Source organism: Paenibacillus sp. NPDC058071, from assembly GCF_042885235.1.
GTDB lineage: Bacteria > Bacillota > Bacilli > Paenibacillales > Paenibacillaceae > Pristimantibacillus.
In genome coordinates this window covers 90,583-110,409 of sequence record NZ_JBHVSK010000013.1, presented here as the reverse complement: position 1 = coordinate 110,409, position 19,827 = coordinate 90,583, and the positions used below count along the sequence as shown (strand labels likewise).

General features: G+C 51.6%; 19 protein-coding genes and 1 other annotated feature. Of the genes, 18 read left to right on the top strand and 1 reads right to left on the bottom strand.

The window, feature by feature from the left end:
- The first annotated feature begins 53 nt into the window (after positions 1-53).
- The 16 genes from ACFVTB_RS20290 to ACFVTB_RS20215 all read left to right on the top strand — a co-directional run bounded on the left by ACFVTB_RS20290 (position 54) and on the right by ACFVTB_RS20215 (position 16,244).
- A complete protein-coding gene (locus ACFVTB_RS20290) occupies positions 54-1,727 on the top strand; it encodes a histidine kinase N-terminal 7TM domain-containing diguanylate cyclase (protein WP_387753301.1) in 1,674 nt (557 codons plus the stop codon).
- A gap of 163 nt (positions 1,728-1,890) precedes the next feature.
- Positions 1,891-2,970: an HD-GYP domain-containing protein gene (locus tag ACFVTB_RS20285; protein WP_387753185.1), complete on the top strand. Its 1,080-nt coding sequence runs from the start codon at positions 1,891-1,893 to the stop codon at positions 2,968-2,970.
- A 192-nt stretch (positions 2,971-3,162) separates the two neighbouring features.
- Positions 3,163-4,035: a YitT family protein gene (locus ACFVTB_RS20280; protein ID WP_387753183.1), complete on the top strand. Its 873-nt coding sequence runs from the start codon at positions 3,163-3,165 to the stop codon at positions 4,033-4,035.
- 17 nt (positions 4,036-4,052) lie between these two features.
- Complete coding sequence (gene thiL, locus ACFVTB_RS20275) at positions 4,053-5,120, top strand: thiamine-phosphate kinase (RefSeq protein WP_387753181.1); 1,068 nt, start codon at positions 4,053-4,055, stop codon at positions 5,118-5,120.
- A gap of 31 nt (positions 5,121-5,151) precedes the next feature.
- A complete protein-coding gene (gene tsaE / locus ACFVTB_RS20270; protein ID WP_387753178.1) occupies positions 5,152-5,646 on the top strand; it encodes a tRNA (adenosine(37)-N6)-threonylcarbamoyltransferase complex ATPase subunit type 1 TsaE in 495 nt (164 codons plus the stop codon).
- Entirely contained in the window at positions 5,639-6,448 is an 810-nt protein-coding gene (gene tsaB / locus ACFVTB_RS20265; protein ID WP_387753175.1) for a tRNA (adenosine(37)-N6)-threonylcarbamoyltransferase complex dimerization subunit type 1 TsaB, read from the top strand. Before tsaE ends, tsaB begins: the two co-directional genes overlap by 8 nt.
- On the top strand, positions 6,445-6,954 hold the full coding sequence (rimI, locus tag ACFVTB_RS20260) for a ribosomal protein S18-alanine N-acetyltransferase (protein WP_387753173.1): 510 nt from the start codon (positions 6,445-6,447) through the stop codon (positions 6,952-6,954). Before tsaB ends, rimI begins: the two co-directional genes overlap by 4 nt.
- Entirely contained in the window at positions 6,948-7,991 is a 1,044-nt protein-coding gene (gene tsaD, locus ACFVTB_RS20255; protein WP_387753171.1) for a tRNA (adenosine(37)-N6)-threonylcarbamoyltransferase complex transferase subunit TsaD, read from the top strand. Before rimI ends, tsaD begins: the two co-directional genes overlap by 7 nt.
- A 118-nt stretch (positions 7,992-8,109) precedes the next feature.
- Positions 8,110-8,241, top strand: a complete 132-nt coding sequence (locus ACFVTB_RS20250) for a hypothetical protein (protein WP_387753168.1) — start codon at positions 8,110-8,112, stop codon at positions 8,239-8,241.
- A gap of 200 nt (positions 8,242-8,441) precedes the next feature.
- Positions 8,442-8,738, top strand: a binding site (T-box leader).
- 70 nt (positions 8,739-8,808) lie between these two features.
- Entirely contained in the window at positions 8,809-10,368 is a 1,560-nt protein-coding gene (locus tag ACFVTB_RS20245) for a 2-isopropylmalate synthase (protein WP_387753166.1), read from the top strand.
- A 584-nt stretch (positions 10,369-10,952) separates the two neighbouring features.
- Positions 10,953-11,681, top strand: a complete 729-nt coding sequence (locus ACFVTB_RS20240) for an ABC transporter ATP-binding protein (protein WP_387753163.1) — start codon at positions 10,953-10,955, stop codon at positions 11,679-11,681.
- 35 nt (positions 11,682-11,716) lie between these two features.
- The gene (locus ACFVTB_RS20235; protein WP_387753160.1) at positions 11,717-11,938 is read left to right on the top strand and encodes a hypothetical protein; all 222 of its coding nucleotides are present in this window, start codon (positions 11,717-11,719) and stop codon (positions 11,936-11,938) included.
- Positions 11,939-11,967: 29 nt separating this feature from the next.
- Positions 11,968-12,915, top strand: coding sequence for a polyprenyl synthetase family protein (locus ACFVTB_RS20230; RefSeq protein WP_387753157.1), 948 nt, complete (start codon positions 11,968-11,970; stop codon positions 12,913-12,915).
- 101 nt (positions 12,916-13,016) lie between these two features.
- Positions 13,017-13,178 (top strand): hypothetical protein, encoded by a 162-nt coding sequence (locus ACFVTB_RS20225; RefSeq protein WP_387753154.1) that lies wholly within the window; start codon positions 13,017-13,019, stop codon positions 13,176-13,178.
- A 41-nt stretch (positions 13,179-13,219) separates the two neighbouring features.
- Complete coding sequence (locus ACFVTB_RS20220) at positions 13,220-15,610, top strand: ATP-binding protein (RefSeq protein ID WP_387753152.1); 2,391 nt, start codon at positions 13,220-13,222, stop codon at positions 15,608-15,610.
- Positions 15,588-16,244 carry a response regulator gene (locus ACFVTB_RS20215; protein WP_387753149.1) on the top strand — a complete coding sequence of 219 codons (657 nt, stop codon included), beginning with the start codon at positions 15,588-15,590 and terminating at the stop codon, positions 16,242-16,244. The genes ACFVTB_RS20220 and ACFVTB_RS20215 overlap by 23 nt, the downstream gene beginning before the upstream one ends.
- 360 nt (positions 16,245-16,604) lie before the next feature.
- Here the strand turns inward: ACFVTB_RS20215 and ACFVTB_RS20210 are convergent, their stop codons facing one another.
- Positions 16,605-18,536, bottom strand: coding sequence for an ABC-F family ATP-binding cassette domain-containing protein (locus ACFVTB_RS20210; RefSeq protein WP_387753146.1), 1,932 nt, complete (start codon positions 18,534-18,536; stop codon positions 16,605-16,607).
- 157 nt (positions 18,537-18,693) lie between these two features.
- On the opposite strand from ACFVTB_RS20210, the gene ACFVTB_RS20205 reads away from it, so the two are divergent.
- Positions 18,694-19,350 carry a 5-formyltetrahydrofolate cyclo-ligase gene (locus ACFVTB_RS20205; RefSeq protein WP_387753144.1) on the top strand — a complete coding sequence of 219 codons (657 nt, stop codon included), beginning with the start codon at positions 18,694-18,696 and terminating at the stop codon, positions 19,348-19,350.
- On the top strand, positions 19,350-19,823 hold the full coding sequence (gene moaC, locus ACFVTB_RS20200; RefSeq protein ID WP_387753141.1) for a cyclic pyranopterin monophosphate synthase MoaC: 474 nt from the start codon (positions 19,350-19,352) through the stop codon (positions 19,821-19,823). The genes ACFVTB_RS20205 and moaC overlap by 1 nt, the downstream gene beginning before the upstream one ends.
- Positions 19,824-19,827 lie beyond the last annotated feature (4 nt).

Here is a 19,827-nt window from a genome sequence, read left to right as displayed (position 1 = left end):
ATACAATGGAAATAGATGGCTGTTGAACGGATGGGTGAACCGTATTGGAAGCAATGATGTGGTTGGACTTCGGAATGTTCATTGTGATGCTAGGTTTGTTTTTATTCGTTTTTGCGGCGAACACGATTACGGTACTGCATAAAATCTACATGGCCCTTCACATCGTGTTTATGTTTTGGCCGCTGTTTCAATTTATTGCACAGACCGTTCAAGATACGTATAGGGTTATGTTCCTTCAGATCTCTTACATCTCGCTTTCTTTAATAGGCGTAGGATGGTTTGTGTTTGTCGTTGTTTTAACGGGACAAGCGAACCTCATTCGCAAGGGAAGGCTTATTTTGCTCATGATTCCGGGGCTGATGTCAAGCGTTCTGGCCTCCGTTAATCCAAACGGCTGGTTCGTTTCCGTCAATTCGGAGCTGATTGCCGAGAAGCAGCTGCAAAGCGGACCGCTCTTTTGGTACATGGTCATACAGCTAACGCTGTATTTGACGCTGTCGGTTTTTATCATGCTCCATACGTTAAGCAAAGAAATGTCCGTCCGGCAAAGAACGCTCGTCAAGACGGCGATGACCGGCATGTTCATGCTTGTCCTATTTGCGCTTATAGACACGGCTTACAATATTGTATTTGTGGAAAAGTTCCCTTACTATATACCGTTTAATTCTGTAGGATTGACGGTATCGGCCGTTTATTTGGTGAATGCGATTACACGCAACCGAGTGCTCGACATCATTCAGGTCGTTCAACGCGATGTGATGAATACGATCTCGACGGGTATTATCGTCCTGGATGAGAACGACGTCATTATCGAGACGAATAAGTCGATTAAGCCGTTTCTCAAGCTGCGTATAGGCGAGCGCTTCGACCGGGAGACGGTAAGCGAGATGCTGCCGCGCGTGTCCGACGAGCTCGCGGACTTCTTCCAAGCGCAGAATGATCGGCCTCTCGAACGGGTGGAAGTCGAACTGGCGCTGGATTTCGAACGCGTTCAATATGTCATCCTGCAGTCTGCGCCAATATTGGCCCACCGCAAGAAGACGCCGATCGGCCGGCTTCTGACCGTCCATGATGTGACGGAGCTGCGTATGCTTGTTGAGGAAACGAATGTGCAGAACGAGCTGCTTCAGGACCGCAATCGCGAATTGATGGAAATGCAGGACGAGCTGTCGCAGGCGAACAAGAAGCTTCAGCATATGACGATAACGGACAGCCTGACCGGCTGCTTTAACCGCCGTTACTTGATGCAGCAGTTGGAGCATGAGGTTGCCGTCAATGTTCGATATGGTATTCCGTTCTCGATCTTTTTGTTCGATATCGATTTGTTTAAGTCGATCAACGATAAGCACGGTCATTTGGTCGGCGACGAGGTCATATGCGGAACGGCGGATGCGGTCAAAGGGACGCTGCGGCTTACCGATATTCTCGCCCGCTACGGCGGCGAGGAGTTCACTGTTTATTTGCCTCATACGAACCGAGAGCAAGCCGATTTGATCGCTGACCGGGTCAAAGAGGCGGTCGAGCATAATCACATTTATACTGGCAACGGTACTGAGACGGTATCAGTAACAATCAGTATGGGCGTCGTTTCGGTCGAACAATTCGATCAGAGCGTGCTGGACAATCCGAAGGCATTTTTACGCGAGCTGCTGTCTCAGGCGGATGCGGCGCTTTACGAAGCGAAATATAACGGCCGCAACCGGATTGTGAAACGGAAGCTGGCTTAAGAGAAGCTCGTCTAAACATCAGACGGGCTTTTTTTATTGCCGAATTCCACTCAAAACAGAAACAAACGGAGAGAATCGTCATGTAGTCAGCCTCCCATGAATCTGTTAAAATAGTAACGTTAATGCAACTAGTGCAATCATGATTAAGGCGGGAACAATCTAGATGAGAAAAGTACACATCGAACTGGTTAAGCCCGGCGATAAGCTTGCAAAACCTATCTTTCAAGATAACGGCAGTATTTTGCTCGGCGAGGGCGTCGAACTGAACGATCGCTTTATCACCCGGCTCAAGGCGCTCGGCATAGACGTATTGTTTATTGAGGACGGGAAAACGGAGGATCTTGAACCAGAAGAGACCATCCGTGAAGAAACCCGCAAGAACGCAGTCGATGCCGTGTATAGCGCAATGAATTCGTTTAAGGAACTGTCGCCTAAAGGCAGAGCTATCGCTCCGGATATGGGCCGTACGTTCCGTTCTGTTTTTGGTCAAATTATGACCGACCTTTCGACCAGACAGGATGTTCTTGTCAACCTAACTAATATACATACGACAGACGCCTATATTTTTCAGCACTCGGTCAATGTCGCCGTTTTAGCCGGCATTATGGGTATTGCCAAGGGCTACAACCGCATTCAGCTCGAAGAGCTGGGCATCGGCGCGTTGTTGTTTGATATAGGAATGACGAGAGTGCCTCAATCGCTGCTGGCAAAGGATGGAGCATTGTCGAAGGAAGAGAAGCTGGTACTGGAAAAGCATACGAAGGACGGCTTCGACATTTTACGGAAGTACCACGATATTTCGGTCGTATCCGCGCACTGCGCGCTGCAGCACCATGAGAGGTACAATGGTTCGGGTTACCCGAGAGGGCTGAAAGCTGATGAGATTCATATGTACGCTCAGATCGTAGGTATTGCCGACGCTTATGACGCGCTGACATCCCCAAGGCCTTATCGAAAACGGTACACGCCGACGGAAGCAATCGAGTTTCTGTTTGCGTCCGGCAACACGTATTTCGACTTTGAGCTCGTGAAGCTGTTCTGCCGCCATATTTCTATTTATCCGGTATCGACTACGCTGCTTCTGAGCTCGGGACAGGTCGGCGTTGTGTCGGCGAACAGCGAGCTGGCGCTGCATCGTCCCCGTGTGCGCATTATTCGTGAGGCCGATGGGAAAGAGCCTGCCTCCCCTTACGAATTGGAATTGAAAGACGAGCTTCACCTGATGATTGTGAAAGAATTGTAGGGCTTCGGCTTCCTCTGTCATCCTCCTGTACGCACGCTTCGCAAGCGCCTGTGCAGGAGGATTCTTTTAAGAGGAGGCTTATTTGAAGTGCATTGGAAGATGAGGCCGTCCTCGCTTGTTTTTAGTAGGAATATCCAATTCCATCAGGTAAAATAGGATTAAACGGTTGTTTAGGGGAGGAACGAGCCTTATATGGAAGGCCACCATCAGCATCTGAAATTGCCGAAGCTGGAAGTGCTTCGCAGAGTGATGCTCATAACGCTTGGGGCATCGCTCGTCTCGGTCGGTCTCGAGATTTTTCTTGTGCCGAACCACATTATCGACGGCGGGATCGTTGGCATTTCCATTATCGTATCGCATCTTGTGGGCATGCCCCTCGGCATTTTTCTATTTATACTCAACCTTCCGTTCCTCATACTTGGCTACAAGCAAATCGGCAAGACGTTCGCGCTGTCCACTTTATACGGCGTAAGCGTTATGTCGCTCGGTACTTTTCTGCTGCATACGGTTCCTCCATTAACGGAGGAGTATTTTCTTGCAACTATTTTCGGCGGCGTTTTGCTAGGAGCCGGAGTCGGTCTGGTTATCCGGTTTGGCGGATCACTGGACGGCACGGAGATTGTCGCCATTTTGTTTAATAAGAAGCTTCCGTTCTCAGTAGGCGAAATCGTTATGTTTTTCAACTTATTTATATTGTGCAGCGCGGGTTTCGTTTTCGGTTGGGATCGGGCCATGTATTCTTTAGTCGCCTATTATATCGCCTTCAAGGTGATCGACATTACGATTGAGGGCTTCGAGGAGTCGAAAGCGGTTTGGATTATAAGCGAGGAATCGCAGGAAATCGGTTCGGCTATTATGAGCCGTCTCGGTCGGGGCGTCACCTATTTGCACGGAGAAGGCGGTTTTACAGGAGGCAAGAAGCGGGTTATCTTTTGCGTTATCACGCGCTTGGAAGAAGCGAAAATGAAATCGATCGTGCATGAGCTCGATCCGGTCGCCTTCCTGGCGGTGGGCAATATTCACGACGTAAAGGGCGGCCGCTTTAAGAAACGCGACATTCACTAGAGGCGGGAGAAGAAGGCATGGACGAATTTGCAAGCATCCGCCATTGGACGGCGGAGCGGCAGACGGAAGAATGGCAGCGGCGGCGCGGCGTTGTGCTCGGAATTGGAGATGATGCTGCTGTGATCGATCCGCTTGTTAGCATAGACGGGCTGGACGGCCCGTACGAGTTGGTCATGGCAATGGATACAATGGTCGAGACGCTGCATTTCAACGAGCGGACGATGGCCGACGAAGATATCGGCTATAAGGCGCTTGCCGCTAACATAAGCGATATCGCCGCGATGGGCGGCATCCCGCTTCATGCGCTCGTATCGGCAAGTGTGCCCCGTTCGTTCAGCCCGGAGCGGATGCGTCAGGTGTACGACGGACTGTATGCTTGCGCCGAGCGCTACGGGGTGGCGGTAATTGGAGGCGATACGACGTCTTCGCCGCAGCATCTGGTCGTCGCCGTAACGGTGACGGGCGCCGTCGAAGCAGGAAGGGCGCTGCGCCGTTCGGGCGCACAGCCTGGCGACGTTGTCGTGCTGGCCGGTCAGCCTCTTGGCATGTCGGCGGGCGGTCTGCATCTGCTGGACGCGCCGGATTCGCCTGTGTCCGCGGCCTTTTCGGTCGAGCAGCCGCGCGAGGCGGCGGCGCTGGCGCGCGCGCATCAGAGACCGGAGCCTTCCGTCCGCGCAGGTCGCCTGCTTCTCGCTCACGGCTGCCGGTCGCTGAACGACGTCAGTGACGGGCTGGCCAGTGAAGCTTGGGAAATTGCGGAGGCATCAGGCGTACGCCTCATAATGCGCGAGCGAGACTTGCCCCGGAGCGGCAGCATGACGGCTTTCGCTGCGGCCTCGGGCGTTAAGCCTCTGGAATGGATGCTGTACGGCGGTGAAGACTACGCGCTGCTTGGCACAATGAAGCCTTCCGATGCGGCTGCGGCGAAAGCCGCTTTTCAGGCGGAGGGGCTGCCATTCTATATCATCGGCGAGGTACAAGCCGGATCGCCGGAGGCAAGACTTATCGGTGCGGACGACGCCGACTCGGCGCCGGAAGGTGTGCTTCTGGCGAAAAAGGGCTATAATCATTTTGACGAATCATAAAGTGTATGGAAGGGTAAAGGGTGAAAGCGGCATGAACAAATCGGGTCAAACCGAGATTGTCGTCCATGACTTGAGCGAGACATCCGCGTTGGCGGAGCGTCTGGCAGCACTTGCGCAGCCTGGCGCTTTGCTTGCGCTGGACGGCGATTTGGGAGCGGGCAAAACAACGTTTTCGCAGTCGTTTGCCAAAGCGATCGGCGTAAAAGGTATCGTGAACAGCCCGACTTTTACGATTATTAAGGAATATGAAGGGGAGAGCATGCCCTTTTATCATATGGATGTGTACCGGCTTTCGCTGGAGGAAGCGGACGAGCTCGGGCTCGATGACTATTTTTACGGCAGCGGAGTGACCATTGTGGAATGGGCGAGCTTGATCGAGGAGCTGCTGCCGCCGGACCGTCTGGACATTTATATCGAGCATGGTGGCGGCGATATCCGCCGGTTTCGGATCACAGGCCGCGGGGAGACGTACGAACGCTGGTGCGAGGCTTTAAAGGAGATAGGAGCAGGAGACAACGATGACTGAAGCAAAAGAACGGCCGATTCTGGCTCTCGACACGTCGACGGCGGCGCTTGCCGCTGCCATAACGATCGGAGAGAATACGATCGCCGAAATTCAATCAATGGCCGAGCGCAATCACTCGGTTCATATAATCGTTCATTTAAAGGCGCTGCTGGAACAGGCAGGACTGAAGGGCGAGGAGCTAGGCGCCATAGCAGTTGGCAGAGGGCCAGGTTCCTATACCGGAATGAGAATCGCCGTTGCGGCGGCAAAGACGCTCGCATGGGCGTGGAACAAGCCGCTGATTGGCGTGTCCAGCCTGGAGGCGATCGCCTTCGGCGCGATACAGCATAAGCATCCAGCCAGTGCCGGGAATGCAGATGCCGAATTAGAAGGCGGCGAGGAATGGGTGCTGCCTATTATGGATGCTAGGCGAGGTCAAGTCTATACAGGCGGATTCGCGTTGTCGGCAGGCGGCTGGAGCCGATTCGAGCCGGACGGCGTCAGACTCATGCGCGATTGGGTTGACCGAATTGTGGAGCTTTCGAATACGGCCGGCGCGGTGCCGAAGCGGATATGGCTGGCGGGCGAGCTGTCATTGCATGAGGAAGAGGCTGCGCGTTTGAAACAATTGTGCGAGTCTCGCGGCATTGAAACAACGCCGCTTCCATATGAGTTGGAAGGCCGGTGGGTCGCTCAGCTTGGCAGACGCCGGATGCTCAACGGAGAAACGGACGAAACGCACACGTTCACGCCGAATTATACGCAGCTGACGGAAGCGGAAGTCAAGCTGAAAGCAAAGCTTGCGGGAGAAGCGGAACGATGAGCAGCGGACAAGCTACGTCGCCCTCCGTCCATTTCCGGATTATGACACTCGATGATATCGACCGGATCGTCGAGCTGGAGCGGGAGGCGTTCGCAACGCCGTGGACAGAAGAGGCGTTTCGCAATGAGCTGCTGAACAATATGTTTGCCCGTTATATCGTGATGGAACAGGATGACCGGATTATCGGCTACGGCGGCATGTGGATCATTATCGACGAAGCGCATGTGACGAATATCGCGGTTTCGGAAGATCGGCGAGGATTGGGGCTCGGCGAGAAGCTGCTGCGGGAGCTGCAGCGGCGAGCCGTTTATTACGGCGCCAATAAAATGACGCTCGAGGTTCGTGTGTCGAACGAGATTGCGCAGCGGTTGTATCGGAAGTTTGGTTTTGAGGAGTCAGGCATTAGGCCGGCTTATTATTCCGACAATCAAGAGGATGCGCTTATTATGTGGGCGGAGCTGTCTCGCGGCGGCCCCCGCGAGGAAGAAGAGGAGCAGGCATGGTGAACAGGGAAGAAGGCATCATTCTCGCCATTGAGACGAGCTGCGATGAAACGTCGGTCGCGATCGTCCGCGGCGGCAAGCATATAGCGTCCAATGTTATTTCTAGCCAGATCGATGTGCATGAAAGGTTCGGAGGCGTCGTTCCGGAAATCGCCTCTCGCAAACATGTCGAAGTGATCACGCTCATGATCGAGCAAGCGGTGGCGGAATCAGGCTATTCGCTAGGCGATGTGTCGGCGGTAGCAGTGACGCAAGGACCGGGTCTCGTCGGCGCACTTCTGGTCGGCATCGTTGCTGCGAAAAGCTTGGCCATGGCGCTTGACGTTCCGCTTATCGGGACGCATCATATCGCAGGTCATATTTATGCCAATCAGCTTGTGCATGAGCTTGAATATCCTTGCCTTGCGCTAGTCGTTTCGGGCGGTCATACGGAGCTGGTGCTGCTAGAGGATGAGGGCTCGTTCCGAATGATCGGAAGAACGAGAGACGATGCGGTGGGCGAAGCTTACGACAAAGTCGCTCGGGCGCTGAAATTTCCTTATCCGGGCGGTCCGCATATCGATCGGCTGGCGTCGGAGGCGGAGCAAACGATCGAGCTGCCCCGGGCTTGGCTGGAAGCCGATTCATACGATTTCAGCTTTAGCGGCTTGAAATCGGCCGTTCTCGCCGTTATTAATCAGAAAAGCATGAAAGGCGAGGAATTGGATAAGGCTGCGCTGGCGAGAGGATTTCAAGAATCAGTTATCGACGTTCTGGTCGAGAAGGCTTTGCGTGCCGTTAAGGAACATGGCGCTAAGCAGCTGCTGCTATGCGGCGGCGTAGCGGCCAACCGTGGTTTGCGGACTGCACTATCTGAACGCTGCGAGAAGGAAGAAGTGCCGTTGCTCGTGCCGCCGCATCGGCTGTGCACCGACAATGCAGCTATGATTGGAGCTGCCGCATACTTGAAATGGCGCAAGGGAGAATTTACGCCGCTTGATATGAAGGCGGAGCCGAATTTCTCGCTTGAGGGCTGGGCGGAAAGCGGAACGGCGCGGTAACGAGGGCGAACGCGAGAAAATTTTGAAAGTGAGAGTATTTTGAATTGACAGTCAATTTACAGTGGAATATAATAACAGCTATCCAATGCTTTTCTAATTAGAATCAGGATCAAACGCGATGAACAGGAACAGTAAGGCTCAAATCCGGGTCAAGAGAGCTGCGGGATGGTGCGACGCAGCCGATGGATGCCTGAAGCTCGCCTGGGAGCGGAATGACGGAGGCTGTCCGATTGGCTTGTTGCTGGCCTAGAGCGCGTACGTCATAACGGCTAACCCCCGTAATCGGGTGCGCATCGTCCAGTTTCCGGGATTGGCGATGACTTAAGGTGAACCGCGCGCAAGCAGCCGACGGGCGAGCAGTGCAGGTTAACAAGGGTGGTACCGCGCAGGACGTTAACGGCCTGTCGTCTCTTGAATAAAGAGGCGGCAGGTCTTTCTTATTTCCATAGCAGGAATGCGTTGATCGGGAGCAGTAGGACGAAAAGCGGAACGGCAGAGAGCTGCGGGTCGGTGCGACGCAGCCGAGCCTTTCGTCTGAACTCGCCCGGGAGCAGGACGAAGGAAAGGGCGCGATTCGCGCTGCGAGTACTTCGCCACGGCATGCCGCCGTTATCGGCGCCCGAGCGGGCCGGGACTCTTCCTTCGCTCTTTTCGTTTGATATAGGAACGTAAAGGCGAGCGGAGCGGGAACGGTCAATTAGAGTGGTACCGCGGCGGTTTTTTATGAAAAAGCCTGTCGTCTCTTGAATAGAGACGGCAGGCTTTTTGCTTTTTCTTAACTTGCGGCAAATAAAACCTTTTATTGGAGGTATGGCCTATGCAAAACGGAACGAAAAAAATTGAAATTTTCGATACGACGTTAAGGGACGGCGAACAGTCTCCGGGGGCTTCGATAGATCCAGAACGGAAGATTATTATTGCCCGACAGCTGGCGAAGCTGGGTGTAGACGTCATTGAACCGGGATTTCCAGTCTCGAGTCCGGGCGAATTCGCGGCTGTGCAGCAAATTTCCCGCGAGCTGCAAGGCATTGAGATAGCAGGATTCGCCCGTATGACGAAAGTCGATATCGACGCAGCTGTCAAGGCGACTCAGGACGCAGCAAGACGCAGGCTGCATCTGTTCATCTCGTCGTCAGACATACATCTTCAGTACCAGCTGCGCAAAACGCGGGAGGAGGTTGTGCAGATCGTGCGCGAAATGATCGCTTACGGCAAGCAGTACGTGAAGGAGATCGAATTTTCAGCAATGGATGCGAGCCGTTCCGACCGCGGCTTTGTGATTGAATTGGTTGAAGCGGCCATTGCGGAAGGAGCGACGATCGTCAATCTGCCGGACACGCTCGGCTACGCGCTGCCGGATGAAATCGAGGAGATGTTCCGTTCGGTCCGTATAGGCGCACGCGACGGCGAAACGGTTCGCTACAGCACACATAATCATAACGATTTGGGGCTCGCCGCCGCCAACAGCTTGGCGGCTATCCGAGGCGGTGCGACGCAGGTAGAGGTAACGGTGAACGGCGTTGGCGAACGAGCCGGGAACTGCGCCTTGGAGGAACTGGCGATGATTATCGAGACCCGGAAAGCGGCGCTTGGACTGGAAACGGACATTGATAGCCGTGAAATATACGAAACCTCTCATAAGGTGAGTAGAGCGATGCATTATCCGATCGGCTATAATAAACCGATTATTGGACGAAACGCCTTTCAGCACGAATCGGGCATCCATCAGGACGGGCTGCTGAAAAACCGCAGCACCTACGAGATAATGGACCCGGAAGCGATGGGGATTTCGCGCAGCATGATTGTACTCGGTCGGCATTCCGGGCGTCACGCGATCAAGCACCGACTGTCTGAATACGGCATCGACGTGGCGGACCGGCATTTGACGGAGGTGTACGATCGGTTCAAGGAGCTGGCCGACACGAAAAAAATCGTAACCGACGGCGAGCTGATCCGCATCGCCGGCGAAACGACCGATACGCAGCCGGACCCTTACTTGCTGGTCGATCTGCAGGTGCTGGCAGGCAGTCGTCAAACGCGTACCGCAACGGTCACGATCAGGTCGAGCGCAGACGGCGAGGAGCGCTCATACTCCGGCGCCGGCAAAGGGCCGTTGGAAGCCGTTATTCATTGCATTCGGGAAGCAATTCCGATCGCCGCCGATTTTGAGGACCTGGAGATTCACTCGCTATCGACAGGGGAAGACGCGCATGGAGAAGCTGTCGTTACCGTAGTGAGCGACGGGGAACGCTACCGGGGGACGTCCGTTCATGAGGATATTATTTTTGCCGCCGCCAGAGCCTATGTTGCTGCATGCAATCAAGCGATGATGTCCGCTGCAGGAAAAAAAGTGCAGTCTCGGAGCGAGGGCGTTTAATTGCCCTCAAAACGCCTGACGGATGTGTAGAACAGGTTAAAAATGTCGTATTTTAAGGCATTCGGATTGTCTATAAAACTGTTGGCGGAAAGTGGATCGTTTTTTCAATCTTCCACAGCAAAAATGTGGATTATGGGGAAAAGTGAGTGGGGTTAGTCGTGATTTCCAATTATTAGCGACATTAATCTTTACAAATCCTTTTAATACGGGGGAGCCTTTCTTCGGAATTAACTAACAATTCTACCGATGCTGTGGATAAAGCTGTGGATATCGTGGACAGAGTGAAAAAAGCTTCTGCCTCCGCTTAATATGGAGGCAGAAGCTTTTTTCTATTATTAGGAATTAAATCCTTTAACGAGGAAATGGCACTTTGTGGGTGCTGTTCCTCATTTTTTATTTGATGTAATTGCGAGTATTTTTCCTGCAATTTATCGTTGCGGTGCCGCAAAAACTTTGCGCGATTATGCAGTATAGTTTTCGGTGCGGCCGGCAGCATAATGGTTTATGGTTGAAGTAATCAGTTTTCAAGTGGGAATTACGACAGCAATGGTGCGTATTCCACATTGAATGGAGGATATCTGCCGATGAGGAAGCAAACGGTCATTCAAGTCAACTCGGTGAGCAAAAACTATGGAAACAAAGTAGCTGTCGAAGAAGTGTCCTTTTATGTGAAGGAAGGCGAGCTGTTTGGCGTCATTGGGTCTAACGGGGCAGGAAAAACGACGTTGCTCGAAATGCTGATGGGGCTTCGAAAGCCGGACAATGGGCGGATTGAAGTGCTTGGAATCGATGCGATAATGGAAGCGGAGAGGTTGAAGGAGTTCATCGGCATTCACCTGCACAGCACCTCTCTGTTCGATAAAATGACGGTGCGCGAGGCGTTGGAGCTGTTCCAATCGTTTTATGCGCGAAAATGCGATTTGAATGAGTTGATCGAGCGGTTCGGACTTGGGCCGTACGAGAATAAAACGGTAAAACGGCTGTCCGGAGGGTGGCAGCAGCGCGTCGCGCTCGCTATCGCGCTCGTCAACGACCCGCAAATTATTTTTCTGGACGAGCCTACGACAGGCTTGGACACACAGGCAAGAGCCGATTATTGGTCGTTGATATTGGACTTGAAGAGGCAGGGTAAAACGGTGGTTATTTCCTCTCACGACATGGGGGAAATGCAGCGTAATTGCGATCGAGTTGCGGTTTTGCGCAAGGGAGGCGTCGTGAAATGCGATACCCCCTTGGAATTGATATCGCAAATCCCTGCAGGCGGTTTAACAATGGAAGCCGTGTACATGCATTTTGCTTATGCGGAGGTATGACGGACGGCTTCCTATCCTGGAGGAGGGCTTTGAATATGAATTATGGCAACGACATCAAAAGTCCGTCAATGCAACGCAGCAAAGTCTTGGAGAAGCGCATGCAAATGCTGGCGGCGCTTCTTGATAAATTCAACGGGGGGGCGGATGCCGAACAACAACAGGAACAAGAGGAGACCAATGACAGAAAGAGGGGAAATAAGAAGAGCGAAACGATGACAAGCCGGGTTGCCGGCATTTTCTTCCATCGTGTAAAATAGAAACAACTAATGCGATGGAGGTTTTTGCGGTGAACAACGATTTGCTCCAGCTGAAGCAGGAAATGCAGCGATTGTCGGAAACCTATTTCACGGCGAAGCCGCTTGCGGAATACGCATCCGCTTTTATCGAACATAAGCATGCCGAACCTTTGCGGTTCGGCATGCTTTCTGTGCTTCATTACCGTATGTTTGGCGGAAAGGACGAGCTTATCTACAAAGCGGCCGCCTCCGTAGAGCTGTTTATTTTAGCTTCCGACATTATCGACGATCTTCAGGATCAGGATTCCCCGCATCAGCCATGGAGCCGCGCGCCGCTTCCGGTCTCGCTTCAGCTGGCTGCCGCGTTGATGTCCTTGTCTCAGCAAGCGCTGTTGGACTGCGGCACTGACTCGCTTGCCGTGCTGCGGACAGCCGATATGATGAACCGACAGTGGCTGCAGTCGGCAAACGGGCAAATGACCGATATTATGAACCTCGTAAATGAAGAGAGCGACTACTTGGATGTTGTTCGGCAAAAATCGGCCGCGTTGCTCGTTATGGCTTGTATGACCGGCGTCATGCTTACCGGTAGGGACTGGCACCCTGGGGTGGCTGACTATGCGCTGGAATTGGGTATGGCGGCTCAAATTGAAAATGATCGAAGAGATCTAGTTCGGCGGGACGACAAGAACGACTTTGCTCAAAGAAAGAAAACGGCGTTGACGCTCTACTTGCTTGAAGATTTGAGCGAACATCATGGGTGGATCGGCGATTATTTCGCAGGCCGCCTGAGCATACAGGAGCTGGACGACAGGTTCGAGGAGTTTGCCCGTATCTGCGAGGAAAGCGGAGCGCTGCTATACGGATCGGCGCTGTTCAACCTGCACTTCAATCGGTTTCAGGAACTGCTTCGGGAAGTCCCGGAAGCTGCGGCAAGCGCAGACGAAATCATGCGCATCGTGTCGGGTAACTTGGAAAATTCAGGGATACCGCAATGACCATTGCGGTAAATACGAACTAGATTAGCGTTTGCTGTCGAAGAAAATCCTGCTATATTAGAATCAGAAGTTGATTCTAATATAGCAGGAGGAGATTATCTATGTTGAAAGAAACAATCCGTTCTTTGGCAAGCAATGGTTTTGTACTCGGGGCTCAGCCTCAACTCGCTGGCGCATCCGCTGCTGAGCACAGCGCACTCCAAGATGCGTTGAAGAATCAACAAGAGAAAAAAGACGGTTACCAAATGGCATTCTGGGGCTAATCAATCCCGCCATGTAGGACCAGCCGGGCAGGAGGAGAATTATGCGAAACATACATACAAAGAACATCCTAACCTCTCTCTTCCTGCTCATCTTGGTCGCCCTTTTGTTATACATGACCCTGACCGTTGTTCGAGAGCCTTTCATCGGTCTCGAGGTCAGAGCGCAGGATGGGAAATATTTTGTTGAGGCGATTGAGCCTGCTGGACAAGCCATTGTGAAAGGTATTAAGGCTGGCGACGAAATTGTCGAAGTTAACGGCGCTCCCGCCGCCGACTATCACAATTTGAACAAATTTTTCTCCGTGGAAAAGGCCGAGTCGATCCTCGTCAGGCATGATGCAACGAATTACGATCTCGTAACATTCAGCAAAGGGTGGAACGGAGAGCATTCCGGATCGGAATTGCTAATTCAGCTTTATTTACCGTTAAGTTCGCTGCTGCTATTTTCGGGATTGTCCTTTTTTTTGTATCGGAAGCGCAAGGATGATCGCGCCGCTTTTATCTTAATGCTATTTTTCGTCATTATCGGACTTAGCTACTATTCATCGGCTGCCTCCTATCGAAGCGATTTGGTAGGCTATACGATGATCTATGTCGCTATTCCGTTCATTCCGTCCTTATTTTTGTTGTTTATGAACAATTATCTTAGACGGTATGATGTCGAATTTATACGTAAATTTTGGCTGAACGCTCTATTTGTTATTTCGGGCATTGTTCAGTTGGGCTGTCTCATCTATGTGTGGACAGATCTCATTCCAAGCGAAGTATTCATCTATATTCGGATGGTGTACTACGGTACTTTGCTGGCGGGCAACTTCCTTTGCATCGTATTGTTGGTCAAACGGTATTTGTATCATAGGCGTACGAAACTGAACTCGTTGTTCAAGATTACGCTAACGTCTCATATCGTTGCGTTCACACCTTTCACGCTGATGAACGTGCTTCCGTTGTTTTTCGGCAGCTCGCAAGTATTGCCGGCCGCTTTTACCGCGCCGTTCTTATTTGTATTGCCGGTTGTTTATTTCTACTTGCTGATGTCTAACCAATTGTTCGACATCGATTTTATTTTAACGAGATTCAAGTACTATACGTCGCTGGCCCTAATCCCGTCGATTATCGTCGCGCTGGGCGTGGCCGCTATTATGAAGAGTCAATCCAGCATCAACTGGATTATGTTCCTGCAAGTGTTCGTGCTCGTCTATGCGTCGATTACGCTGCTCTTGTATTTGAAGGAACAGATTGACCATAAGTTTAGGCCAAGGCTGTTCAAGGCGATGTATAGCTACCAAGATAGTCTGGACCGGTTTTCTCGTAAAATCGCTCGCGTGATGAAGAGAGCTGATCTGGAAGCCGTGTTGCGACAAGAATTAAACGAGCTGCTTCCGGTCAATCGAATCGACTTTTTATTAATTGATCCGACGGACGCGGTTGTTACACCGATCGGTACTACGTTGGAGGAACAAGGCACGGCGATTTTCCTCCTGCAAGTGGTCGACACGTTTAAGGTTGGCGAGATGGTCGAGCTTCCTCACGGCCTCGGACTTGTCATTGGAAGACAGCGTTCCCGCTATCACGTCGTTTGGATCGGTTCGAAGAGCAATCATACCCGCTTCAATTCGGACGAGCTGCGGTGGCTGAAGACAATGGCCAATTACGCCAGTATTGTGTTCGAGAACTTGTACTTGATCGAAGGATTGATCGAGGATTTGGAATCGGAGGTTCGCAAAGAGCAAACGACATCCCCTTGGGTGTTAAGGCTGCTGTTCTGCTTATCGGAGAACGAACGCCGCAAGCTGGCTGCTGATTTGCATGATTCCGCTCTGCAGGATCAATTGCTTTGGTACCGCAAGCTGGAATCAATTATGATGGACCACCCGCTTTCGGATAAGCTGGATCAGGAACTGGAAGAGATCAAGGAAGGTTTGCTCGACGTTATTCATCAAATTCGCGAAACCTGCAATGAGCTGCGTCCTCCTTTGTTAAAGGAAATGGGCGTCGTCGAAGCGGTCGAATCCATTGTGGAGCACTCGCAAATGAGAGATAATTTCGCGATCGATTTCCGTCCGAAGGTATTTGAAAGAGAATTAAACGAGGAGCAGATTACGGCGATCTATCGGATCGTACAAGAGCTGCTTCGCAACGCGGCCAAGCACTCGCAAGCGAAACAGGTTACGCTGGAGCTTGAGCAGCGCAAGGTTGAAATCTACTTCCGTTATCAGGATGACGGTATAGGCATGGATGTCGACTATATGAAAGCGTCGTTTGAGCATATGGGACTGTCAGGCATCAAGGAACGAGTAGCTAGCCTTGAAGGTGATGTCATCTTTAGTTCTAAGCGCGGAAACGGCCTAGAAGTCGTCATTCGTTTGCCGGAGACGATGACAGCCGGCAGGGAAAGGGGCCTATTGCGTGATTCGTATCTTATTAGTTGATGACCATCCTTCAGTCGGCGAAGGAACGAAGACGATGATCGAGCAGGACGCCGAAATGAAGGTTACGGTCGTGCTCTCTGCAATGGAGGCTCTGGAGACGGTAAATAATGAACCGTTTGACATCATTTTATGCGACCTGAACATGCCTGGCATTAGCGGCTTGGAATTAACGAAACGGCTTATTCTACAAGATCCCGATCGGCGAGTTCTGATCTATACGGGGTATGAGATTAGCAGTCATTACAATTTGCTTATTGAATGCGGCGTATCGGGGTTTATCTCCAAAACGGTATCCCGCGAGCAACTTCATAATACGATTCGCTGCGCTTTGCGCGGAGAGGCAGTTATTCCGATTTCATTGCTGAAGCAGCTTCGACGCAACGAGGTGAAAATTACACGTGCGGAAAAGGCGATTGAAGAGGTATCGATCAATGAAAGGGATCAGGATATTTTGCAGGAAGTAGCAAATGGCAACAGCAATAAAGATATCGCGGCCAAGCTTCATATGAGTCAAAGAACGGTCGAATATAACTTAACCCGCATCTTCGAGAAGCTTAGCGTGCGTTCCCGCTCCGAAGCGATCGTGGAGGCGAAGAGGCTCGGATTAATCCGGCTTGAGCAATTTACCCCTTGAGTATAGAATCAATATCTATTTTGATTATTGATTTTTACTAATATAGGATAGCGTAGGCAATGGATGGACTAATCCAATATCGGCGCCTGCGATTCGTATCCCAACGCAGCCGGAAACGGCTTGCGCAAGCAAGTCCCAAACGATGGTTTCCCTCTCAATGCTTACGTTTTCATCGGCGTAAGCATCTTTTTTTTTTATTTATGAAAAGTGATCATGTAAGGGGAGCCTGATTTTAAGCAAGGATAGGGTTGATTTCTAATGGCGATCGGAAGAACCCTCTGACCCGCAGCTCCTGCGGTTTTGAGCCAAAAAAAAGACCAGGCATGCGACGATGCCCGGTCTTCTTATCACGCTATTCGGCTATTCACTCAACTGCTCCCATTCTTCATAGGCGCTTGCGAGGGAAGCACGTCTTTTCTCTATTTCTGCTTGTATCTCTTGGATTCGCATATAATCGTTGAAAACGGCAGGGTCAGTCAATTGCACTTCGAAAGCGGCTATTTCTTCCTCCAGCGTTGAAATGAGCTGTTCCGTTTGCTCAAGCTTTCGTTGACGAGATCTTTCGTCACGCTTCGCTTGCTTATCCTTCTCGTAAGTAGTAGGCGCTTCTGCGGATTGCGTCTTACCAGCGGAGACAAGCTTCGCGGCAGCTTCCAAACGGGCTTCTTCGAGCTCATTCTTTTTCTCGATCATATCGTCATAATTTCCTAGGAAATGTTCGGTGCCGTTAGGCGTCAACTCGACGATTCGCTCGGCCATTTTATTTAGGAAATAACGGTCATGGGAAATGAAGAGCAAGGTGCCTTCGTAGTCGAGCAGCGCGCTTTCGAGCACTTCTTTACTAAAGAGGTCCAAATGGTTGGTCGGTTCGTCGAGAATGAGCACATTGGCTTGAAGCAGCATCAACTTGGCCAACGATACGCGGGCTTTCTCGCCGCCGCTTAAGGACGAAATCTTTTTCAACACATCCTCGCCGCTAAACAAAAAGTTGCCGAGAACGGTACGGATGCGGGCTTCCTCCATATGCGAATAGGACTTCCAAACTTCCTCCAGTACCGTATTGCTCGGATTAAGTCCCGTTTGTTCCTGATCGTAGTAGCCAAGCTTGACGTTCGCCCCCCATTTGACCGTGCCGCCGGAAGGATGGCGTTCGCCGACAAGTACTTTCAGGAGCGTTGACTTGCCGATACCGTTCGGGCCGATTAAGGCGATCGTTTCTCCGCGTTGGAGCTTGAAGGATACGTGCTCGAATAGCAGTTTGCCGGATGGCTCGTCGAAGCGCATGGCAAGCTCATTCGCATCAAGCACGTCTTTGCCGGTTTGGCGCTCAATCTCGAACATAAAGCTCGCTTTTTTCAAATCGCCCTGCGGCCTGTCGACCATCTCCATTCGATCTAGCGCTTTACGGCGGCTTTGTGCCCGTTTCGTTGTCGAAGCGCGAACGATGTTGCGTTGAATAAATTGTTCCATCTTTGCGATTTCATCCTGTTGCTTTTCATACAGCTTCAGATTCGCTTCGTATTCGGCTGCTTTCAGCTCGATATAACGGCTGTAGTTGCCGGTGTACCTTCTGGCCGCATGCCGTTCGACCTCGATAATCGTAGTTGCGAGCGCGTCCAGAAAATAGCGGTCATGAGATACGACGAGAATGGCCCCGGAATAGCTGCGTAAATAGTTCTCGAGCCAGGTCAGGGTAGGGATGTCCAAGTAGTTGGTCGGCTCGTCCAGCATAAGCAAATCGGGCGATTGCAGCAAAATGCGGGCCAGCGCCAAACGCGTTTTCTGCCCTCCGCTGAGCGTCGAAATGACCGTGTCCGGCGAAAAGGAGCCGAAGCCCATGCCATGAAGCACACTATTGATTCGAGTATTGATTTCAAAGCCGCCTTGCTCGCGGAACCAATCGGAACGTTTCGAATAGCGATCGAGCACTTCTTCGTATCGTTTCGGATTGTCGTGAAGAGCCGGATCGGCAATTTGCATTTCGAGATCCCGCAGTTCGGTCTCGGCTTCAATTAAATGAGAGAACACGGCGCGCATTTCTTCCATAATGGTGCGATCCGATTGCAGGCCGCTGTTTTGGGCGAGATAGCCGATTTTCGTTTCTTTTGCTTTATGAATAACGCCGGAGTCATAGCTGAGTTCGCCGGCGATCATTTTCAGCAGCGTCGATTTGCCTGCGCCGTTTACGCCGACGAGGCCGATCCGGTCGCGTTCGAGCACTTGCAGCGTTATATTGGACAAGATGACGTCAATGCCATAGCTTTTATTCAGGTTTGAAACTTGAAGCAGCATACGATACCTCCAACAAATAATGGCAAGCAAACGATGTCGGTTGCCGTTTCATTCTATATTACCACAAACCGACGCCGGCATTGGCGAAAGTTGCATAACAATGGTAAACTACAAGTAACATAGAGGAACAAACGGGAAGGCAGAGCGGGTTGCGGTTATGAAGGAAGAACAGATTCAGGCATTCGCGGATAAGCATGCGTTTCGCCGACGGATGAAAGAAAAGCGGGATTCGCTGTCAGCGGAGGATAGGAAGGCGTATTCGGAGGCCGCATGCCGCCATTTGATCAATTGGCTTTCAAATCGAGAAGTCGAATCGCTGATGTGCTATGCGCCTTTCCGAGGTGAGCTTGATATTAAGTCTGTCGCTGATTGGGCTTGGCAATCGGGCATCGCCGTTATTATGCCGAGAAGCGATATGAGGGATCATTCGATGTCCTTGCACCAAATTGGGAACTGGTCGGATTTAACCGAGGGAGCATACGGTATTTTAGAGCCCGATCTGCAGAAATGTCCGCCGTTGTCGATCGCTTTTGCTCCTAGCGTTGTAGTTGCACCCGGACTTTCCTTTGACCAATACGGCGGACGAATGGGCTATGGCGGCGGTTATTATGATCGCTTCGCTGAGAGGCTAAACCGCATGCAGCAGGGAAACGGCAAGGAGACGTTATGGATTGGAGCAGCGTATGGGATACAGCTTGAAGAGCTTATTCCAATGCAGCCGCATGATCAGCGGATGGACGGTCTCGTGACAGAAAACGGGATGCTGATGTTCGACGGCACTCCGAACGTTGCGGGGAAGGGAGGCGACTGCTAATGGATCTGACGCATTTCAACGAGCAAGGAAGAGCGCGAATGGTCGATATTAGTGATAAGGCGGTTACGGCCAGGAGCGCAACGGCTGCTACGACAGTTCGAATGGAAGCAGACACTTTGTCCCGTATAAAAGAAGGAAAGATCGGTAAGGGCGATGTGCTCTCTGTCGCGCAGGTCGCTGCTGTAATGGCGGCGAAGAAAACATCAGATTGGATTCCAATGTGCCACCCGCTTCCGTTGACTGGAATCGACGTTCGGTTCGAGGACAATGGTACGGACGAGCTTTATATAGAAGCAACAGTGAAAACGACTGGTAAAACCGGGGTGGAGATGGAAGCCTTAACGGCTGTCTCGGCCGCAGCCTTAACGGTGTACGACATGTGCAAGGCGCTGCAAAAGGATATGTCGATCGGTCCAACGCAGCTCCTCGCCAAAAACGGGGGTAAAAGCGGCGACTACCGGATCGATAAGTAAAGAA